The sequence below is a fragment of the Vibrio sp. NH-7 genome, assembly GCF_053643215.1.
The window spans coordinates 458,308-477,004 of sequence record NZ_CM132187.1 but is presented as its reverse complement, the minus strand read 5'-3'; the positions used below and the strand labels follow the sequence as shown (position 1 = coordinate 477,004).

Sequence of the window (18,697 nt, the reverse complement as noted above, 5' to 3'; positions counted from 1 at the left end):
CAGTCAATTGGTAATACCAATTTTATGTTGGCGAGGAAATTAACATAATTAAAACGCAAGTTCCAGACAAAAGTTGACCTAAATCATAGAACAGGTCACGCTTCAACATCTTGATAACAATAGTGGATTAAAACATCAATCAAATTGGTCTGACCAATTACAATTTATAAACAGATGGGAAGAAAGCGTGCTAGCTATCACAGTTTGATAGGCGAGTTTTAAATAAATATGAAAGGTTATTAGGGAATGAGAAGAAAGATGCGCAGCCTTAGGAAATCAAAAAGGGTTGATGGAACGCATCAACCCTATCTTTAACCTACCAAGCGCAAAGTGTTAGCGGGCTTCCAGATGGTCAATCATCAACTGCAATGACTGATTGCCACGAAACTCATTGATATCTAGCTTATAAGCTAAGTGAACAGTCTTGACTGACGCGTCCGGCCAACGTCGCAAATCAACGTTAAAGGCAATCCCATCGATCATGATATTGGTTGGGTGGCCTTTGTGTAGAGGCTCAAGCATTAATTTGAGATGTTTCTCTCCCACCAACTTCTGATGTAAGACTTTAAACTCGCCATCGAACAAAGGCTCCGGAAACGCCTGTCCCCAAGGGCCACCAGCACGAAGCATTTCAGCCGTGTGCATAGAGAATTCCTCCGGCTTTAGCTCACCATCAGAAAGAATCACACCTTTGAGCGCAGCCTCGTCTAAGTCCTGTTTCACCGCCTCATCAAACAGCTTAGCAAAACGCTCAAAGTTGCTTTCCATAATCGTCAAGCCTGCCGCCATCGCATGACCACCAAACTTCACAATCAAACTTGGATTTTGAGTATCGATGCGATCGAGCACATCACGCATATGCAGGCCAGGAATCGAACGACATGAGCCTTTAATGCTACCCTCACCTCCATCAGCAAACGCTATTACAGGGCGATGAAACTTCTCTTTGATTCGCGATGCTAAGATCCCAATCACGCCTTGGTGCCAATCGCGTTGGAACAAGACCAAACCATGGGGCATATCGCTATCACCAAACTGTAGGCGCTCACAAAAAGCCATCGCTTCTTGCTTCATGCCTTCTTCAATTTCTTTGCGCGTCTGGTTTAGTCCATCCAACTCACTTGCCATTCGACGAGCTGCATGGATGTTACTCGCCATCAAAAGCTCCACCCCAAACGACATATCATCCAAGCGCCCCGCGGCATTAATGCGCGGACCTAAAGCAAAGCCAAAGTCAGACGCCACCAATCGCCTTGCATCACGCTTAGCGACTTCAATCAAAGCTTGAATTCCCGGGCGCGCTTTACCTGCGCGAATTCGCTGCAATCCCTGATGGACTAAAATACGGTTGTTTTCATCCAGCGGCACAACGTCAGCCACCGTACCTAGCGCCACTAGGTCAATCAGCTCCATCAATTTCGGTTCTGCCATTCCTTGCTGGGCAAACCAACCGTTTTTACGCATATGGACGCAAAGCGCCATCATCAGATAAAACGCGACGCCTACACCTGCTAATGCTTTTGATGGAAACGCACATTCTTGCAAGTTAGGGTTCACCATAGCATCAACATTTGGCAGTTCATGACCAGGTAAATGGTGGTCAGTCACCAATACCTTTAGCCCTTGCTCTTTGGCATAACGCACACCATCAATCGATGAAACGCCATTATCAACGGTCATGATAACTTCGGCGCCAATTTCTATCGCCTGATCGACAACTTCAGGACTCAGCCCATAACCATCTTCAAAACGATTTGGCACAAGATAATCAACGTTGTTCGATCCCAGCATGCGCAGCGCAAGCACAGAAAGCGCAGAGCTGGTTGCACCATCAGCATCAAAATCACCCACCACAATAATTCGCTTTTGCTCCGCAATTGCGTTGAAAAGCAGCTCAACAGCAGCCTCTATCCCGTGCAGTTTTTGATAAGAGTGCAGCGCTCTTGCCGTTGTCTCGAGTTGCTCAGGCGATGTAATTCCGCGGCTGATGTAAACGCGTTTTAACAGAGGCGCAATGGTGTCAGGGAGCAGAGAGAGATCGACTTCCGGTCGTCGTTGAATTTCTATCATAAATATCGTGAGGTCTTGTTGGGGAACCTAAGGTACGTGGTCTGAGTATAAACAAAAAGGGAGCAATACGACGCTCCCAATCTTGTTCAATCAAGTTAGCAGGTTATTAAATCTGCTCAAGGCGCTGTAAAAGCTGTGCTGGCGGTAAGTAACCACCCACCATTTCGCCGTTAGGAAGGAAGATAGCAGGCGTTCCACTAATACCAAGTTCTCGACCTAGCGCATAATGCTGTTTGATGATGTCTTGATACTTGGCAAAGTCTTTGCTCTGTTCTGGGAACTTGCGGTTTACTTTTCCGTCATGCATCGCAGACTGAGGATTCTCCGCTCCCCAAATGGCCGCCATTTGATCCGCGACGGAACCCGTTCCACCTTGACGTGGGTAAGCCATGTAACGAACAGTAATACCCAGATCATTGTAGCCTTGCATCTGATTATGTAGGCGAACACAGTAACCACACGTGATGTCAGTAAATACCGTCACTACGTACTTTTCGTTGTCGGCTTTGAATTCGATCATGCTGTCCTTGAACGATTCAATCTTGGCCGCATTAATAGGCGCCTGGCGCTTGGCAAGTACATCTTCGTACTGACCATTCCCATCTAACTTGTACAAGGTCCCGGCAAGAAAGTAATCACCCGTTGGTGAAGCGAATAACACCCCACCGGTTGTTTGTACTTCCACGAGACCGTCAATATCAGCAGGAACCACTTGCTTCACTTCCAAACCCAGTTTTGCAAAGCGCGCTTCAAGCTGAGCCTTGTCAAATGTCACTTCGTTTGCAGAAACACTCTGGGCAGCAAGGAGCAACGGCAGAGTCAGTAGAGTCATACGGCGTAATACGCTCATTAAGTTCACCTTCATTTTGTGCGAGAGCCTACGCCCTTGGGTGGTGCTCGCTGTGTAATTGTTTCAATCGCTCTGTGGCGACATGAGTATAAATTTGCGTGGTCGACAAGTCACTATGTCCGAGTAACATCTGCACAACCCGTAAGTCAGCACCATAATTGAGTAAGTGCGTCGCGAACGCATGCCGTAATACGTGAGGTGACAACTTTTCGCTATCAATACCCGCTATCACGGCGTAATGTTTTATCCGGTGCCAAAACGTCTGGCGAGTCATCTGCCGAGCCCGTTTGCTTGGAAAGACCACATCGGAAGTATTTTCACCTAGTAACTCAGACCGCCCCTGCTCAAGAAAAGTTTCAATCCAATCGACTGCGTTTTCTCCCATCGGAACAAGGCGTTCCTTGCCCCCTTTACCCGTAACACGAACCACCCCCTGACGTAGGCTAATGTTTTCCATCGTAAGGGTCACTAACTCGGTTACACGTAGCCCGGTAGCGTACAAAAGTTCCAGCATCGCTTTATCACGAAGCTCCATGGGATCATTAGGATCGGGGGCATCAAGCAACGCGTCTACCTGCGCTTCACTGAGATCTTTGGGTAAACGCTTAGGCAATTTAGGGCTTACGAGTAAGGCGCTGGGATCATCCGCGCGGATTTTCTCTCGATGCAAATACTGAAATAACCGACGAATTGCCGACAGCATTCTAGCACGAGAAGTTTGCTTGTAGCCTTCGTCTACCAACCAAGTTTGATATTCCTGCAAACCTGATAAGCTAATGAAATCTAGACGATAGTTATGCTTACTCATCCATCGAAGCAGTTTAGTTAAATCGTTGCGGTAAGACGCTAATGTGTTTTCGGATAACCCGCGTTCCATCCACATCGCATCTAAAAACTGTTCAACAAGTCCTTGTTCAGGAGACATTACCTCAGACACGGTATTCCTCAATTCTTCGACATGGCTCCAATGTAAGTGTGGCTAAGCAATAAAGCCATAAAATTTGTCCTTTCCCTTCGATATTCGCTGCAAACCTCGCCAATTTGTGGTTAGAATTCGCTATCAACTCCCGAGTAAAGAACAAAAAGCTATGAAAATCGGTCTATTTTACGGCTCAACCACCTGCTATACCGAGATGGCAGCAGAAAAAATTCGCGCGATCATCGGTGACGATCTTGTCGACATCCACAACGTAAAAGAATCTCCTCTTAGCCTAATGGCTGACTACGATCTTCTGCTCCTTGGCATCTCTACATGGGACTTCGGTGAAATTCAAGAAGACTGGAATGAGCTTTGGGATCAGGTCAGCGGTCTGTCTCTTGCTGGCAAAACCGTCGCACTGTTTGGTCTGGGTGACCAAGAAGGTTACGGAGAATGGTATCTTGATGCGATGGGCATGCTGCACGATGAGCTCAAAGCAACGGGAGTGAATTTTATCGGATACTGGCCAAACGACGACAGTTATGAGTTTGAAGCATCAAAAGCCTTAACTGAAGACCAGAGCAAGTTTGTTGGCTTAGCTCTGGATGAAGACTCTCAATACGAGCTCAGCGACGAACGCATCGCGACTTGGGTTGAACAAGTTCTGATTGAGTATCAAGAGACGCTTTAACAATTGCTTTAGGGGTTGGTTATAGAGCCAACCCTTTTCTAATCAGCTTGAACTCAGCCCTCACAACGTTTCAGTGCATCATGAAAACGTCGCCAATCAAAGACTAAGCCCGGATCACTCTTGCGAAGCGGCGCGATATACTGATGGCCAGTGATTCTGGAGGAAGTGATCTGCGGGTAACGCAATTGCAACTGTTGAGTCAGCTCTGTCAGCGATTGATATTGCGCATCGGTATAAGCCACGTAATCACAGCCTTCTAGCTCAATGCCAATCGAGTAATCGTTGCATTTTTCTCGGCCAGCAAAACTCGATACGCCCGCGTGCCAAGCTCTGGCATTAAAAGGCACGAATTGAATGATCTCTCCATCACGGCGAATAAGGCAATGTGCCGATACGCCCATGTTGTGAATCACCCTAAAGAAGGGATGCGCGTTAGGATCGAGCTTGCCAGTGAAGAACTGCTCGATATATGGCCCGCCAAACTGCCCCGGTGGCAGACTAATATTGTGTACGACCAATAGCGAAATATCCGTCTCATCACTTCTTTGATCAAAAAATGGCGAGGGAACATGGCGTGCAGGTCGATACCAACCTCTATCATCAATCATAGCTGAGCTCTTTCTAAAGTTACTCTTTGAGTTTTCTGTGATTTTATCCCTTTAGCAATGAAATGCGAGATTAAAGGCTGAATTTCATCCACAGTCAGCGTATCATGCCCACCTCTTGTCCAACTGCGTATTAGATTTGCGATGAAAAACACACACAACAGCCAAGAACGCCTCGAATATTTGAAGCAGCAACTTCCTTTAGAAATCTCACGTGCTGTCGCTGACACCATAAAAGAAGATTTAGGTGGGACTCTCGATCCAGCCGCAGACATCACCGCAAGTCTAATTCCTGCTGACGCTCGTAATGAAGCCACTATTATCACTCGCGAACACGGTGTATTTTGTGGCCAAGCATGGGCTGATGAAGTGTTTAAGCAACTCGGTGGTCAAGTCACGATTACTTGGCATGTCCAAGATGGCGACAAAGTCGAGCCAAACCAAGTATTGTGTACCCTAGAGGGCCCTTCGCGCGCGTTATTGACAGGCGAACGCAATGCGATGAACTTCATTCAAACACTCTCCGGCTGTGCAACCATCACCGCCCAATACGCAGCCGAGCTTGAGGGGACAAACTGTCGCCTTCTCGACACACGCAAAACCATTCCAGGTTTACGCAGCGCTTTGAAGTATGCCGTTGCCTGTGGTGGTGGTTTTAACCATCGCATTGGCGTGTTTGATGCTTACTTAATTAAAGAAAATCACATTATTGCTAATGGTGGCATTTCTCAAACCATCAAAACGGCCAAAGAGCTCAACCCAGGTAAGCCTGTTGAAGTTGAAACAGAAAGCTTAGAAGAGCTGCAAGAAGCGATTGATGCCGGCGCTGATATCATCATGCTCGATAACTTTACGACAGAGATGATGCGAGAAGCGGTAAAAATCAATGCTGGTCGTGCCGCACTAGAAAACTCCGGAAACGTGACGTTAGCAACACTGCGTGAATATGCTGAGACTGGTGTAGATTACATTTCAGTTGGCGCACTCACCAAGCACCTGAAAGCGCTCGACCTTTCAATGCGATTTAAATAAATAGCAGTCATTGATTCTGGAATAAAAATCATATTTTTCAATTATTAAGCAGAGGTATCAAAGCCTCTGTTTTTGTTTCAATCATAAGAAACACCACATTAAACCGTGCGATATCTCGAAAACTTTTGCCGCCACACTGCAACCAAACATTAACTTTCCCTAATCAACTCGGAAAGCGCCTTTTCCCACATACCCCACTCCACTTAACCCTTTTATGCTCTCAGGCACATAATCTTTTTCACTTTGGAGAGTACAAATGAAACAAACGAATAACCGTAAAGCAAAGGGTTTTACGCTGATTGAATTGATGATAGTAGTGGCGATAATTGGTGTCTTGGCAGCAGTAGCAATACCTGCTTATCAGGACTACGTAAAAAAATCTGAGGCAGCTTCAGCACTGGCAACAGTCAAAGCGCTAATTACGCCGGCAGAGCTCTATTATCAAGAAAACGGAACAGCCTCAGCTGCAACTTTAGCTAACTTAGGCACAGCGAGCGGAGCAAATAACTTGGGAACGATTATTTCTTCTGTGACTGGTTCTGGCTCATCAGCGATTCCAACTTTGAAGTTTGAATTCGGTGCAAATAGCTCAATGAGCAGCACTGATACCATTACTTTTTCGCGAGACGCTTCCACAGGTTGGAGCTGTGCAAAAGCTGGTACCGTTCCAAGTCTCGATGGTTGTCTATAGAAGTCACGAAACTGTGCTAACCAACCTCCCAGCTATCTTGCGCCAAGCCCACCTTTTGGATGCGGCGCAAGAAGCGAGCGTTATCGAACAGTGTCAAGCCTCCGGTCAATCCGTGCCGGAGGCGTTGCTCACTCTCAACCTCATTGAACACCAGCAACTGACCGAGCAACTCGCACACATCTTTGGCCTGCCGAAAGTAGAGATTGAGCAATTTGACTACGCTGCGATGTGTCAAAAGTTAGGGCTGAGGGAACTCATCACCCGCCACCAAGCCTTGCCACTCTATGAAAGTGCTCAGCAACTCACTATTGCCATTGCCGATCCGACAAACCTTGAACTAGAAGATGAGTTTCGCTTTGCGACAGGTCGGCAAATTGAGCTAGTTCTTGCCGATATAAAAGCGCTTCATAGTGCAATTCGTAAACTCTATGGCCGAACAATAGAGACGGGACTATCAGCCAAAAAAGAGCTCAATGAGCAAGACCTCGAACAGCTGGTCGATGTTTCCGATGATGAAATCGGTACTATTGAAGATCTCAGTTTAGACACCGCTCCGGTGAGTCGTTACATCAATCAAATTCTGCTTGATGCTGTGCGAAAAGGGGCATCCGACATTCACTTCGAGCCCTATGAAGATTCCTATCGCGTCAGGCTTCGCTGTGACGGTATTTTGGTCGAAATCCAGCAACCTGCACATCATTTAAGCCGACGTTTAGCCGCCCGATTGAAAATTCTCTCCAAACTCGACATCGCAGAACGGCGGCTTCCGCAAGATGGGCGTATTAAACTAAAAATCGGCACCAACACCGCAATTGATATGCGCGTTTCAACATTACCCACCTTGTGGGGTGAAAAAATCGTCCTCCGTTTGCTAGATAGCAGTGAGGCGAGTCTTAACATTGATGCCCTCGGATATAATGACACACAAAAACAGCAATACCTGAATGCATTACGCCGCCCACAAGGGCTAATCCTTATGACGGGACCAACGGGCAGTGGTAAAACCGTCTCACTCTATACCGGATTAAAACTATTAAACACAGCGGAAGTGAACATCGCGACAGCGGAAGATCCCGTAGAAATCAACCTCTCTGGTATCAACCAAGTCCAAGTCCAACCTCAAATTGGCTTTGGTTTTGCGCAAGCCTTACGCGCGTTTCTCCGCCAAGACCCAGACATCGTCATGGTGGGTGAAATCCGAGATATTGAGACCGCAGAGATTGCCGTTAAAGCCGCCCAAACAGGCCACCTCGTGCTCTCGACCTTACACACAAACTCTGCCGCGGAAAGTGTCGCTAGACTCAGCAACATGGGCGTCGAGCCCTTTAATATCGCCTCTTCACTCAGTTTGATTATCGCCCAACGGCTTGCTCGACGTTTGTGTAGTCATTGCAAAATCGCTTATCAAGTCGATCACACTCAAGCGATAGGACTCGACCTAACCTTAGGTGAAACTCTTTATCGTGCATCTAGCGATGGGTGTTCAGAATGTAATAACGGCTACGTAGGACGTGTTGGCATCTACGAAGTCATGTCCTTTACCCCTACCTTATCTCAAGCCATCGCGCAGGGCTCTTCAATCCAAAGCCTCGAGCAACTTGCTCGCAGTGAAGGGATGGCGACATTAAAAGAATCTGGCTTAGAAAAGTTGCGTTTGGGCATTACCAGTGTCTCTGAGCTGCAACGCGTACTCTACTTATAGCGGGAAGTTCATGTGAAAAATCGATACAAGAACCAATTAAAAAGCTTCCATTGGCGAGGTCTCAATAGCATCGGTAAACCAGTTTCAGGTCAATTATTAGCGCTGACCGAAAACGAGGTGCGAGACAAACTGAAAGAACAACATATCCAAGTCAAAAAGCTGAAAAAGCGCAATCTTTCCTTATACAAACGCATAACGCAGCGCGTGAAACGCAAAGACATTACGATTTTAACGAGGCAGTTAGCGACGATGCTGATGACGGGCGTGCCGTTGATTCAGGCTCTTAAGTTGGTCGCAGATAATCACCGTAAAGCCGAGATGAAATCGATTTTGTCCCAAATAGTGAAAGGGGTTGAATCTGGCACACCACTATCAAAAACGCTGCGAACAGCGAGCACGCATTTTGACACCTTATACGTAGACCTTGTCGCAACCGGTGAACAATCTGGTAACCTAGCCGAAGTGTTTGAACGAATTGCAACTTATCGAGAAAAGTCAGAACAACTGAAAGCAAAAGTAATCAAAGCTCTGATCTACCCATCCATGGTTGTGATTACCGCATTATCGGTCACTTATTTAATGTTAACCGTCGTCATACCGGAATTTGAATCAATGTTTTCTGGATTTGGCGCTGACCTACCTTGGTTTACCGCTCAGGTTCTTATCCTCTCTCACTGGGTTCAATCTTATTCAGGCATGGTGTTTATGGCGCTTGCCATCGCGTTTTTACTGTTAAAACTCGGACGAAAAAAATCCTTCCGCATTCAATTGGCAACAAGTCGAGCAAGCTTAAACATCCCAATAATTGGTACCATCATTAGCAAAGCTTCCATTGCGAAGTTTAGCCGAACGTTGGCAACGAGTTTTAGTGCTGGTATCCCGATACTTTCATGCTTAAAAACATCAGCGAAAACCGCCAATAATATTCACTATCAAAACGCGATCGAACAAGTTTATGCCGATACCGCAGCAGGCATGCCGATGTACATTGCGATGCGAAACTCACAAACCTTTCCTGAAATGGTGCTACAAATGGTAATGATTGGCGAAGAATCAGGAAGCTTAGATGACATGCTCAATAAAGTCGCCACCATCTATGAGTTTGAAATTGATAACACCGTCGATAATCTAGGAAAAGTCCTAGAACCTATGATTATTATTTTCCTTGGGGTGGTTGTGGGAGGCTTAGTGGTCGCTATGTACTTGCCGATCTTTAACTTAATGAGTGTATTAGGATAGTATTAGCCTTTACTATTTTGTGCTTGGCACTTTCTTTCATCTAGGGCGATATTGGTTTGATCGAGCAATTTCATTACTACCCTTGGTTGTTTCCAACCATGGCGACCATTTTTGGCCTCATCATTGGTAGTTTTCTCAACGTGGTCATACATCGTCTACCAAAAATAATGGAGCGAGAGTGGCGACAAGAATGCGCCGAAAGCTTTCCCGAGTACAACATAGAAGCACCAAAGGGAACTTATAACCTCAGTGTTCCTCGTTCAACTTGCCCTAAATGCCACACCCCAATCCGCATTATAGATAATATTCCTGTGGTAAGTTGGTTGCTACTAAGAGGGAAGTGTCGACAGTGTGGTAATCCAATCAGCGCCCGCTACCCTCTGGTTGAGCTGCTCAGTGGCGGCTTAAGCTTTGTTGTATCGTATCAGCTTGGCTTTAGTTACTTCACACTCGCCCTACTGATTTTTACGTTCGTACTGATTGCTGCAACCTTTATCGACCTCGATACCATGCTGCTGCCAGACTCCCTGACATTGCCCCTCACTTGGGCGGGTATCGCGTTGGCCCTGTTTCAAATAAGCCCTATCTCACTGCAAGACTCGGTCATTGGCGCGATGGCAGGTTATCTATCCCTTTGGTCAGTTTATTGGCTGTTTAAACTGGCTACTGGTAAAGAGGGTATGGGTTACGGTGACTTTAAACTGCTGGCGGCTCTAGGCGCTTGGCTCGGATGGCAACAACTTCCCATGCTTATCCTATTCTCTTCTTTAGTCGGACTGGTATTTGGCCTTATTCAGCTGCGACTAAAACGCCAAGGTATCGATAAAGCCTTTCCATTTGGCCCTTACTTGGCGATAGCTGGTTGGATAAGCATGATGTGGGGCTCTCAGATTTGGGGCTTTTATCTGACTCATTTTTTAGGACTCTAATATGACCTTTGTTGTGGGGTTAACCGGTGGGATTGCCAGTGGTAAAACGACCGTCGCAAACCTTTTTCATCAGCACTTTGGCATCGAAATTGTGGACGCTGACGTCATCGCTCGTGAGGTAGTGGCACCTGGCAGTGAAGGATTAAAAGCCATAGAGGGCAAATTTGGCTCCTCTGTTTTACTAGAAGACGGCAATCTCGACAGAAGTAAACTGCGAGAGATCATCTTCTCAGACCCAAGCCAAAAGGCCTGGCTAGACCAATTACTTCACCCGATGATTCGCGCAAACATGCTCACTGAGTTAGCGAATACTACCTCAGAATATGCGCTTTTAGTCATTCCTTTGATGGTTGAAAATCACTTACAACATCTAGCGGACAAAGTTGTTGTCGTCGATGTCGATGAGGCAACTCAGTTAGAAAGAACGGTGGCACGAGACAACGTAGCGCTTGAGCAAGCACAAGCCATTGTTGCAGCTCAAGCAAGCAGAGAGCAACGATTAGCCATTGCGGACTTCGTGATTAAAAATGATACAGAAAACCAAAAACTTTTGCCTCAAATCACAGAATTGCATCAAAAGTTCCTAGAAATCGGTAGGGCAAATCGGTGAGAATAAAGGTAGAACCATTCACGACTGCATTTTAATGACCACTCACTACTTCGAACATCCATTGAACGAAAAAACCCGCATCTACTTGAGAGTCGAAGCACTGCTCAATCAGTTGCGTTTGGCTGCAGAATTCAGTGACGATATGCAGCATTTGGTTTTTTATCGTTCTCTATTTGACCTGCTAGAGATTTTTGAGCAAATACAGCTAAAAAGTGAGCTCGCTAAGGATATTGAGAAGCAACGTTTAACCTATCGCAACTGGCTGAATGTTGATGGCGTCGATCAGGAAATGCTCCTCGGTATTTTGCGTGAAGTCGACGAAGCGCATAGCCATCTCATGGCCGCTGAGCGATTTGGCCAGAGCTTAAAAGAGGACCGATTCCTAAGTGCAATTCGCCAGCGTTTTAACTTGCCTGGTGGCTCATGTTGCTTTGACTTGCCCGCCCTACATCATTGGCTGCACTTACCTATCAATCAAAAACAAGCCGACGCTAACAAATGGCTCGGTAGTTTATTGCCCCTAGCACAAGCGTTGAAGCTATGGCTAAGACTGACTCGTGAAACTGGTCACTTCCGCGCGTATAATGCGCCGGCTGGTTTCTATCAGAGTGATGCCGATGAAGCCAATATTTTACGCTTGGAGATTCCGATGGAGTTTGGTGTCTACCCAATGATCTCAGGGCACAAGAATAGATTTGCGATCAAATTTATCGAATTTGCTTCTGGGCAGGCATCGACTGCAAACATAGAGTTTAAATTAGCGGTGTGTTGTTAAGTCTTTCCGCTAAACTCATCTCTAAACCCGATCTTCGACAATGAGTTGATTATGACTAAGATTACTATCGTTCCCTGCCCACAGTGTGGTACAGACGTGACTTGGGGGGAACAAAGCCCTTATCGTCCGTTTTGCAGCAAGCAATGCCAAATGATCGATTTTGGTGAGTGGGCAGATGAAGAAAATACCATTCCGGGCGCACCGGATATGTCTGATTCAGATGGCTGGTCAGAAGACCAATATTGATTGAGACAATGTGATTTAAGCTGACTAGAGGGCTGATGTGAAAACATCGGCTCTTTTTGTATCCAGCGTATTACTTAGGTTGTTATATCAAATACAATTTTTAACTTAGGACGTAGATATTTTTCTTTCTACCTAGGAAGAATCGCGGAACTTTCTTTGAACAAATAGGGCCAGTAAATGAGTACCGATGACAACGGTAGAGAGAAGTGGCAAGTTATAAGCAAAGAATAAAAAAGCGGAGCCACAGGGCTCCGCTAATACTATGAGAACGCTAGTTATAGCATTACTTCTTAGCAAGTTTCTCTTTAATACGAGCAGACTTACCAGAACGCTCACGTAGGTAGTACAACTTGGCACGACGTACTGCACCACGGCGTTTAACTTCGATGCTATCAACGATTGGAGAGTGTGTTTGGAACGTACGCTCAACACCTTCACCGTTAGAGATCTTACGTACAGTGAAAGCAGAGTGTAGACCACGGTTACGGATTGCGATTACAACGCCTTCGAAAGCCTGTAGACGCTCACGGTCACCTTCTTTTACCTTAACTTGAACTACAACAGTGTCACCTGGTGCAAATTTAGGTAGGTCTGATTTTAGTTGCTCTTCTTCAAGAGCCTTGATGATGTTACTCATTTTAATAAATTCCTAGAATAAACTGATACTAAATTTAATAGGTTACTGCTTACTTTTTACCAGAGCGGTGCTCTTTAATAAATTCGGCCAGTAATTGTTCCTGTTCGTCAGTCAGAGCTAGGTTTTCCAGGAGTTCTGGTCTTCTTAGCCAAGTACGGCCTAACGACTGTTTAAGTCGCCAGCGACGAATTTCCTTGTGGTTACCTGACATCAGCACCGATGGTACTTCTTTGTCATCTAACACCTCAGGACGCGTATAGTGAGGGCAATCTAACAAGCCATTAGCAAAGGAGTCTTCCTCTGCTGACGCAAAATCTCCTAGCACTCCCGGCACAAACCGAGACACTGAATCAATCAACGTCATGGCTGGAATCTCACCACCCGTCATCACGAAATCCCCAATTGACCATTCTTCGTCAACTTCAGATTGGATGATACGCTCATCTACCCCTTCATAGCGGCCACAAATCAAAAGCAAGTTCTCATTTGTTGCCAGCTCTTCGACTCCTTTTTGGTCGAGCTTTCGACCTTGAGGAGAAAGGTAAATGACTTTCGTCTTACCCGGTGAAGCTTGCTTGGCTGCATGAATAGCATCGCGCAAAGGCTGAACCATCATGAGCATGCCAGGGCCGCCACCGTAAGGTCTATCATCAACAGTGCGATGTTTGTCGTGCGTGAAATCGCGAGGATTCCAAGTCTCAATCGACAAAAGACCTTTTTTAACCGCTTGACCTGTTACTCCATAATCAGTAACAGAACGGAACATTTCAGGAAAAAGGCTTATTACGCCAACCCACATGTTTATCTCGCTCTGAAATTTTGGAGTTTAGAATCCAGGATCCCAGTCAACTTCGATCCGTTGAGCTTCGCGATCAATATGTTTGATCACTTGCTCTTCAAGGAACGGAATTAATCGTTCCTTTTGCCCGAAAGCATCTTTTAGATTTGCTTTTACAACCAAAACATCGTTGGAACCCGTTTCTAGCATGTCAGAGACAGTACCTAGATCGTAACCTTTGTCGGTTACTACGTGCATCCCAATCAAATCACGCCAATAGAATTCATCTGATGGCAATTCTGGAAGAACAGCAGGGTCAATAGAGATTTCAAAGTTTGTCAGTAATTGCGCATCTTCGCGCACATCCAGACCTTCGAGTTTCACCACCAAACCTTTGTTATGGCGCTTCCAACTCTCAACCTTGTACTCAACCCACTTACCACCTTGGTTAATAAACCATGGGGTGTAATCAAACATGCTTTCAGCATTGTCTGTGTAGGAAAAAACTTTAAGCCAGCCGCGAATGCCGTAAGAAGCACCTAACTTACCTACAACAATCTTGTCTTCACTCATTGTTTCTTTACCTTTCATCGACATAAGCTAATTTCTTCTTTCAAGTAAGAATTAAGCCGCTTTTTGAGCGTCTTTTACTAGCTTAGCAACGCGGTCAGATAGAGATGCGCCTTGACCAACCCAGTGGTTAACGCGATCTAGGTCTAGACGTAGACCTTCTTCTTGACCTTTAGCAGTTGGGTTGAAGAAACCAACTTTCTCGATGAAACGGCCAGTTGCTGCATTGCGGCTGTCCGCTACTACGATTTGATAAAATGGACGCTTCTTAGCGCCGTGACGTGCCAAACGAATGGTTACCATGTCGTCCTCTTTGCTTTCTCAAAAATAAAATTAACCCCAGAAACCATTTATCGCTAAATGATTTGGGGCTCGTGCCAAAATAAAGCTCCGGAATTTTACTCTTATTCCGGAGCAATGCAAGGTCTTTAGCTACTTTTTCACCAACATAAAACGAAACTTAAGTTTGTGACTCAGCTAACACCTTGAAATTTTTATTGCAGGTCTGATTTAACGGCCAAACGGATTGAAACCGCCACCGCCCATTCCTCCCATGCCGCCCATCATGCCTTGCATGTTGCGCATCATGCCTTTCATGCCACCTTTCTGCATTTTCTTCATCATTTTCTGCATCTGGGTGAACTGCTTGAGTAGACGGTTAACATCTTGCACCTGGGTGCCAGAACCTGCAGCGATACGCTTTTTACGTGAACCTTTAATCAGTTCTGGGCGTTGACGCTCTTTCATGGTCATCGAGTTGATGATCGCTTCCATCTGCTTGAACATCTTGTCGTCGACTTTGTCTTTCACATTGTCAGGCAAGTTGCTCATCCCCGGCAGCTTATCCATCATGCCCATCATGCCGCCCATGTTTTGCATCTGACCTAGCTGCTCACGGAAGTCTTCAAGGTCAAAACCTTTCTTCTCTTTGAACTTTTTCGCCAGTTTCTCTGCTTTTTCCTGGTCAACATTACGTTGCAGGTCTTCGATTAGAGATAGGACGTCACCCATGCCCAAGATACGTGATGCCACACGATCTGGGTGGAAAGGTTCAAGTGCATCCGTCTTTTCACCAACACCTAAGAATTTGATCGGTTTACCCGTGATATGGCGAACAGAAAGCGCGGCACCACCACGAGCATCACCATCTACTTTGGTTAAGATTACGCCTGTAAGTGGCAGCGTATCACCAAATGCTTTCGCAGTGTTTGCCGCGTCTTGACCTGTCATCGCATCGACGACGAATAGCGTCTCAACAGGATCAATCGCAGAGTGAAGCTCTTTGATTTCTCCCATCATTTGCTCATCGATGGCTAAGCGACCTGCGGTATCGACAACCAAAACGTCGTAGAATTTCTTCTTCGCATGATCGATAGCAGCATTAGCGATATCAATTGGCTTTTGATCCGCACTAGAGGGGAAGAAATCGACACCAATATCTGACGCTAACGTTTCAAGCTGTTTGATCGCGGCTGGGCGATAAACGTCAGCAGAAACAACCAGTACCTTCTTCTTATCACGCTCTTTTAAAAGCTTAGATAGCTTACCGACCGATGTGGTTTTACCCGCACCTTGTAGACCTGCCATCAAGATAACAGCAGGTGGCTGCGCAGCAAGATTTAGAGCTTCATTTGACTCACCCATTACGGCTTCAAGTTCACCTTGAACAATCTTAATGAACTCTTGGCCAGGTGTTAGGGATTTGGAAACCTCAACACCAACGGCTGCTTCTTTTACGCGTTTAATAAAATCGCGTACCACTGGAAGCGCGACATCCGCCTCCAAAAGCGCCATACGTACTTCACGTAAGGTATCTTTTATGTTGTCTTCGGTCAGGCGACCTTTTCCGCTGATATTTTTCAGCGTTTTGGACAATCGATCCGTTAAATTCTCAAACATCTTAAGTCTCTTTTTTGAGCGAGCATGAATACATCTCACCCGTTAAATTTAGCGACAATTACTGTGATTATACCTTAGCCAACCGAGTGTGGACACAGCATTAACAACATTTGATATCTCATGTCACGTAAATGAGGGAGATAAGTCATAGCTCAAGTCGTTGATGCAGGGTATAATTTGTTAAAAATCCACCAGCTTATAGAGAACCATGGACAACTTAATCGCCGTTGTTGCTGCAATACTCTATTTTTTAGCAATCGCGACAATCATACCTGGGCTTGTAAATCAGACCGGTATCAGAGCTAAAACCGTCTTAGTCAGTGCCTTTTTAGCATTGGCTTTTCATGCTTGGTTGCTCAGTGATTTGATCATAGAAGCCTCAGGGCAAAACCTGAGTATTCTCAATGTGGCTTCGTTAATTAGTTTTATCATTTCATTGGTGATGAGCATTGCCATGCTCAAAACTCGGTTGTGGTTTTTACTGCCAGTTGTCTATAGCTTTGCTGCGATTAACCTCTCCGCTGCCGCATTTCTTCCGAGTACCTTTATTACTCACCTTGAACAAGACCCTAAGCTGCTGATTCATATCTCGCTAGCGTTGTTTTCATACTCAACACTGACGATTGGAGCGCTGTACGCGCTGCAACTTGCTTGGCTCGATCATAAATTGAAAGCCAAAAAAGCACTGGCGATAAACCCAAACTTACCGCCTTTGCTGATGGTTGAACGTCAATTGTTTAACATCATCCTGCTTGGCACCTTGCTGCTGACCGGCACGCTAATAACGGGTTTTGTGTTTGTACAAGATATGTTTGCTCAGGGGAAAGCACATAAAGGCATTCTTTCCTTTATTGCATGGCTGATATACACCACTTTATTGTGGGGGCATTATCAAAAAGGGTGGCGCGGACGCAAAATTACATGGTTTGCGGTTGCTGGTGCAACCTTGCTCACTCTAGCCTATTTTGGCAGTCGATTTGTTCGCGAGATAATTCTGGGTTAATAACGAGTCAAAGGTGCACCAATTGCACCTTTCTTTTACAATACAGCCCACCCTAATCTAAATTGACTTACTTTGATAATTAGGTCATAAATTAACCAAACCCAACAAGGAAAAGATAAGCTTTGGACGACATATCAACGGGTATCTTATTTGCGCTACTCGCGTGTCTTATCGTAATTTCAGGATATTTTTCGGGTTCAGAGACAGGGATGATGTCCTTGAACCGATACCGCCTCAAGCACCTAGCAAACCACGGGCATAAAGGTGCAAAACGCGTCGAGAAACTACTCGACCGCCCAGACCGCTTAATTGGTCTTATTCTCATCGGCAACAACCTTGTCAATATTCTTGCTTCAGCTATCGCGACAATTCTGGGTATGCGTTTATATGGAGATCTAGGTGTCGCAATTGCAACGGGGGCTCTCACTATGGTCGTGCTCGTGTTTGCCGAAGTCACCCCGAAGACCCTTGCCTCGCTTTATCCAGAGCGCGTGTCTTACGCGAGCAGTATTGTTCTCACCATCTTGATGAAACTGCTCTCTCCACTCGTCATGTTGGTGAACTTCATTACTAATGGCTTTATCCGCTTACTCGGAATAAAAGCAGATCATGGCGGAGACGACCACCTAAGCTCTGAAGAGTTAAGAACCGTAGTGAATGAAGCTGGCAGTCTTATTCCTAGACGCCACCAAGATATGTTGATTTCCATTTTGGATCTTGAACACGTGACGGTGAATGACATCATGGTGCCGCGAAATGAGATTACGGGCATCGACATCAATGATGATTGGAAATCTATTGTTCGACAGCTGACACACTCGCCTCATGGTCGAGTAGTGTTGTATCGCGACCAAATCGACGAAGTGGTTGGGATGCTGCGCCTACGAGAATCGTACCGATTGATGTTAGAGAAGAATGAGTTCACTAAAGAGACCTTATTAAGAGCAGCTGATGAAGTCTACTTCATTCCAGAGAGTACGCCACTCAACGTTCAACTGCTAAAATTCCAGCGCAATAAGCAGCGCATTGGTCTGATCGTTGATGAGTATGGTGACATTATCGGCCTAATTACTTTGGAAGATATTCTAGAAGAGATTGTTGGCGAGTTCACCACATCAATTACACCAAGCCTTTCGGAAGAAATTTCGCCTCAAGGCGATGGTAGCTTCCTAATCGATGGTAGCGCCAACATTCGCGATATCAACAAAGGGTTAAAATGGAAACTGCCAACTGATGGCCCTAGAACATTAAACGGGCTTATCTTAGAACATTTAGAGGATATCCCAGAGAGTCACTTGAGCGTTCAAGTCTCTGGTCACCCAATGGAAATTGTTGAACTAGAAGAGAATCGAATTAAGTCAGTTCGTGTCTTTCCTAAGCGTAGGGCATAATATTTTACCTATGTAGGCACATTTCAGGGCCGCAACTAAGCAAATGAAAAAAGCCTTGGC

The 18,697-nt window shown here is 45.7% G+C and carries 20 protein-coding genes; 11 read left to right on the top strand and 9 right to left on the bottom strand.

All coding sequences use genetic code 11. The features are described from left to right. Positions 1–333: 333 nt before the first annotated feature. The 3 genes from recJ to xerD all read right to left on the bottom strand — a co-directional run bounded on the left by recJ (position 334) and on the right by xerD (position 3,845). On the bottom strand, positions 334–2,070 hold the full coding sequence (gene recJ / locus ACUALS_RS02485) for a single-stranded-DNA-specific exonuclease RecJ (protein WP_454448784.1): 1,737 nt from the start codon (positions 2,068–2,070) through the stop codon (positions 334–336). A 106-nt stretch (positions 2,071–2,176) separates the two neighbouring features. After that, positions 2,177–2,920: a thioredoxin fold domain-containing protein gene (locus tag ACUALS_RS02480; RefSeq protein ID WP_334475107.1), complete on the bottom strand. Its 744-nt coding sequence runs from the start codon at positions 2,918–2,920 to the stop codon at positions 2,177–2,179. 28 nt (positions 2,921–2,948) lie between these two features. After that, on the bottom strand, positions 2,949–3,845 hold the full coding sequence (gene xerD, locus ACUALS_RS02475) for a site-specific tyrosine recombinase XerD (protein ID WP_454449216.1): 897 nt from the start codon (positions 3,843–3,845) through the stop codon (positions 2,949–2,951). 163 nt (positions 3,846–4,008) lie between these two features. Here xerD and fldB point away from each other — a divergent pair, with 163 nt between their 5' ends. Beyond that, positions 4,009–4,530, top strand: a complete 522-nt coding sequence (gene fldB / locus ACUALS_RS02470) for a flavodoxin FldB (RefSeq protein ID WP_039477813.1) — start codon at positions 4,009–4,011, stop codon at positions 4,528–4,530. A 53-nt stretch (positions 4,531–4,583) separates the two neighbouring features. Here the strand turns inward: fldB and ampD are convergent, their stop codons facing one another. After that, on the bottom strand, positions 4,584–5,138 hold the full coding sequence (ampD, locus tag ACUALS_RS02465; RefSeq protein WP_454448783.1) for a 1,6-anhydro-N-acetylmuramyl-L-alanine amidase AmpD: 555 nt from the start codon (positions 5,136–5,138) through the stop codon (positions 4,584–4,586). 141 nt (positions 5,139–5,279) lie between these two features. Here ampD and nadC point away from each other — a divergent pair, with 141 nt between their 5' ends. The 8 genes from nadC (at position 5,280) to yacG (ending at position 12,359) form a co-directional block, all read left to right on the top strand. Next, on the top strand, positions 5,280–6,167 hold the full coding sequence (nadC, locus tag ACUALS_RS02460) for a carboxylating nicotinate-nucleotide diphosphorylase (protein WP_454448782.1): 888 nt from the start codon (positions 5,280–5,282) through the stop codon (positions 6,165–6,167). A 256-nt stretch (positions 6,168–6,423) separates the two neighbouring features. Then, the gene (locus ACUALS_RS02455) at positions 6,424–6,858 is read left to right on the top strand and encodes a type IV pilin protein (RefSeq protein WP_454448781.1); all 435 of its coding nucleotides are present in this window, start codon (positions 6,424–6,426) and stop codon (positions 6,856–6,858) included. Between the two features lie 13 nt (positions 6,859–6,871). After that, entirely contained in the window at positions 6,872–8,560 is a 1,689-nt protein-coding gene (gene pilB / locus ACUALS_RS02450; protein WP_454449215.1) for a type IV-A pilus assembly ATPase PilB, read from the top strand. A 12-nt stretch (positions 8,561–8,572) separates the two neighbouring features. Continuing rightward, the gene (locus ACUALS_RS02445; RefSeq protein WP_454448780.1) at positions 8,573–9,799 is read left to right on the top strand and encodes a type II secretion system F family protein; all 1,227 of its coding nucleotides are present in this window, start codon (positions 8,573–8,575) and stop codon (positions 9,797–9,799) included. Positions 9,800–9,858: 59 nt separating this feature from the next. Continuing rightward, a complete protein-coding gene (locus ACUALS_RS02440; RefSeq protein ID WP_454449214.1) occupies positions 9,859–10,728 on the top strand; it encodes a prepilin peptidase in 870 nt (289 codons plus the stop codon). A 1-nt stretch (position 10,729) separates the two neighbouring features. After that, positions 10,730–11,338, top strand: a complete 609-nt coding sequence (coaE, locus tag ACUALS_RS02435) for a dephospho-CoA kinase (RefSeq protein ID WP_454448779.1) — start codon at positions 10,730–10,732, stop codon at positions 11,336–11,338. Between the two features lie 34 nt (positions 11,339–11,372). Further along, the gene (gene zapD, locus ACUALS_RS02430) at positions 11,373–12,113 is read left to right on the top strand and encodes a cell division protein ZapD (protein ID WP_005476491.1); all 741 of its coding nucleotides are present in this window, start codon (positions 11,373–11,375) and stop codon (positions 12,111–12,113) included. A 51-nt stretch (positions 12,114–12,164) separates the two neighbouring features. Next, complete coding sequence (gene yacG / locus ACUALS_RS02425; protein WP_038191328.1) at positions 12,165–12,359, top strand: DNA gyrase inhibitor YacG; 195 nt, start codon at positions 12,165–12,167, stop codon at positions 12,357–12,359. A 283-nt stretch (positions 12,360–12,642) separates the two neighbouring features. On the opposite strand, the gene rplS is transcribed toward yacG, so the two are convergent. From rplS to ffh, 5 genes are all read right to left on the bottom strand, one after another. Further along, a complete protein-coding gene (gene rplS / locus ACUALS_RS02420; RefSeq protein WP_005476458.1) occupies positions 12,643–12,996 on the bottom strand; it encodes a 50S ribosomal protein L19 in 354 nt (117 codons plus the stop codon). Between the two features lie 49 nt (positions 12,997–13,045). After that, positions 13,046–13,795, bottom strand: a complete 750-nt coding sequence (trmD, locus tag ACUALS_RS02415; protein ID WP_038137653.1) for a tRNA (guanosine(37)-N1)-methyltransferase TrmD — start codon at positions 13,793–13,795, stop codon at positions 13,046–13,048. A 27-nt stretch (positions 13,796–13,822) separates the two neighbouring features. Next, the gene (rimM, locus tag ACUALS_RS02410) at positions 13,823–14,371 is read right to left on the bottom strand and encodes a ribosome maturation factor RimM (RefSeq protein WP_005476454.1); all 549 of its coding nucleotides are present in this window, start codon (positions 14,369–14,371) and stop codon (positions 13,823–13,825) included. 27 nt (positions 14,372–14,398) lie between these two features. After that, a complete protein-coding gene (rpsP, locus tag ACUALS_RS02405) occupies positions 14,399–14,647 on the bottom strand; it encodes a 30S ribosomal protein S16 (protein ID WP_005438039.1) in 249 nt (82 codons plus the stop codon). A gap of 207 nt (positions 14,648–14,854) precedes the next feature. After that, positions 14,855–16,243, bottom strand: coding sequence for a signal recognition particle protein (gene ffh / locus ACUALS_RS02400; protein WP_005476509.1), 1,389 nt, complete (start codon positions 16,241–16,243; stop codon positions 14,855–14,857). A gap of 208 nt (positions 16,244–16,451) precedes the next feature. Between ffh and ACUALS_RS02395 the strand changes: the two genes are divergently transcribed. Both ACUALS_RS02395 and ACUALS_RS02390 read left to right on the top strand, forming a co-directional pair. Next, on the top strand, positions 16,452–17,246 hold the full coding sequence (locus ACUALS_RS02395; protein ID WP_005476452.1) for a cytochrome C assembly family protein: 795 nt from the start codon (positions 16,452–16,454) through the stop codon (positions 17,244–17,246). A gap of 122 nt (positions 17,247–17,368) precedes the next feature. Continuing rightward, positions 17,369–18,637 (top strand): HlyC/CorC family transporter, encoded by a 1,269-nt coding sequence (locus tag ACUALS_RS02390; RefSeq protein ID WP_005476496.1) that lies wholly within the window; start codon positions 17,369–17,371, stop codon positions 18,635–18,637. Positions 18,638–18,697: the final 60 nt, after the last annotated feature.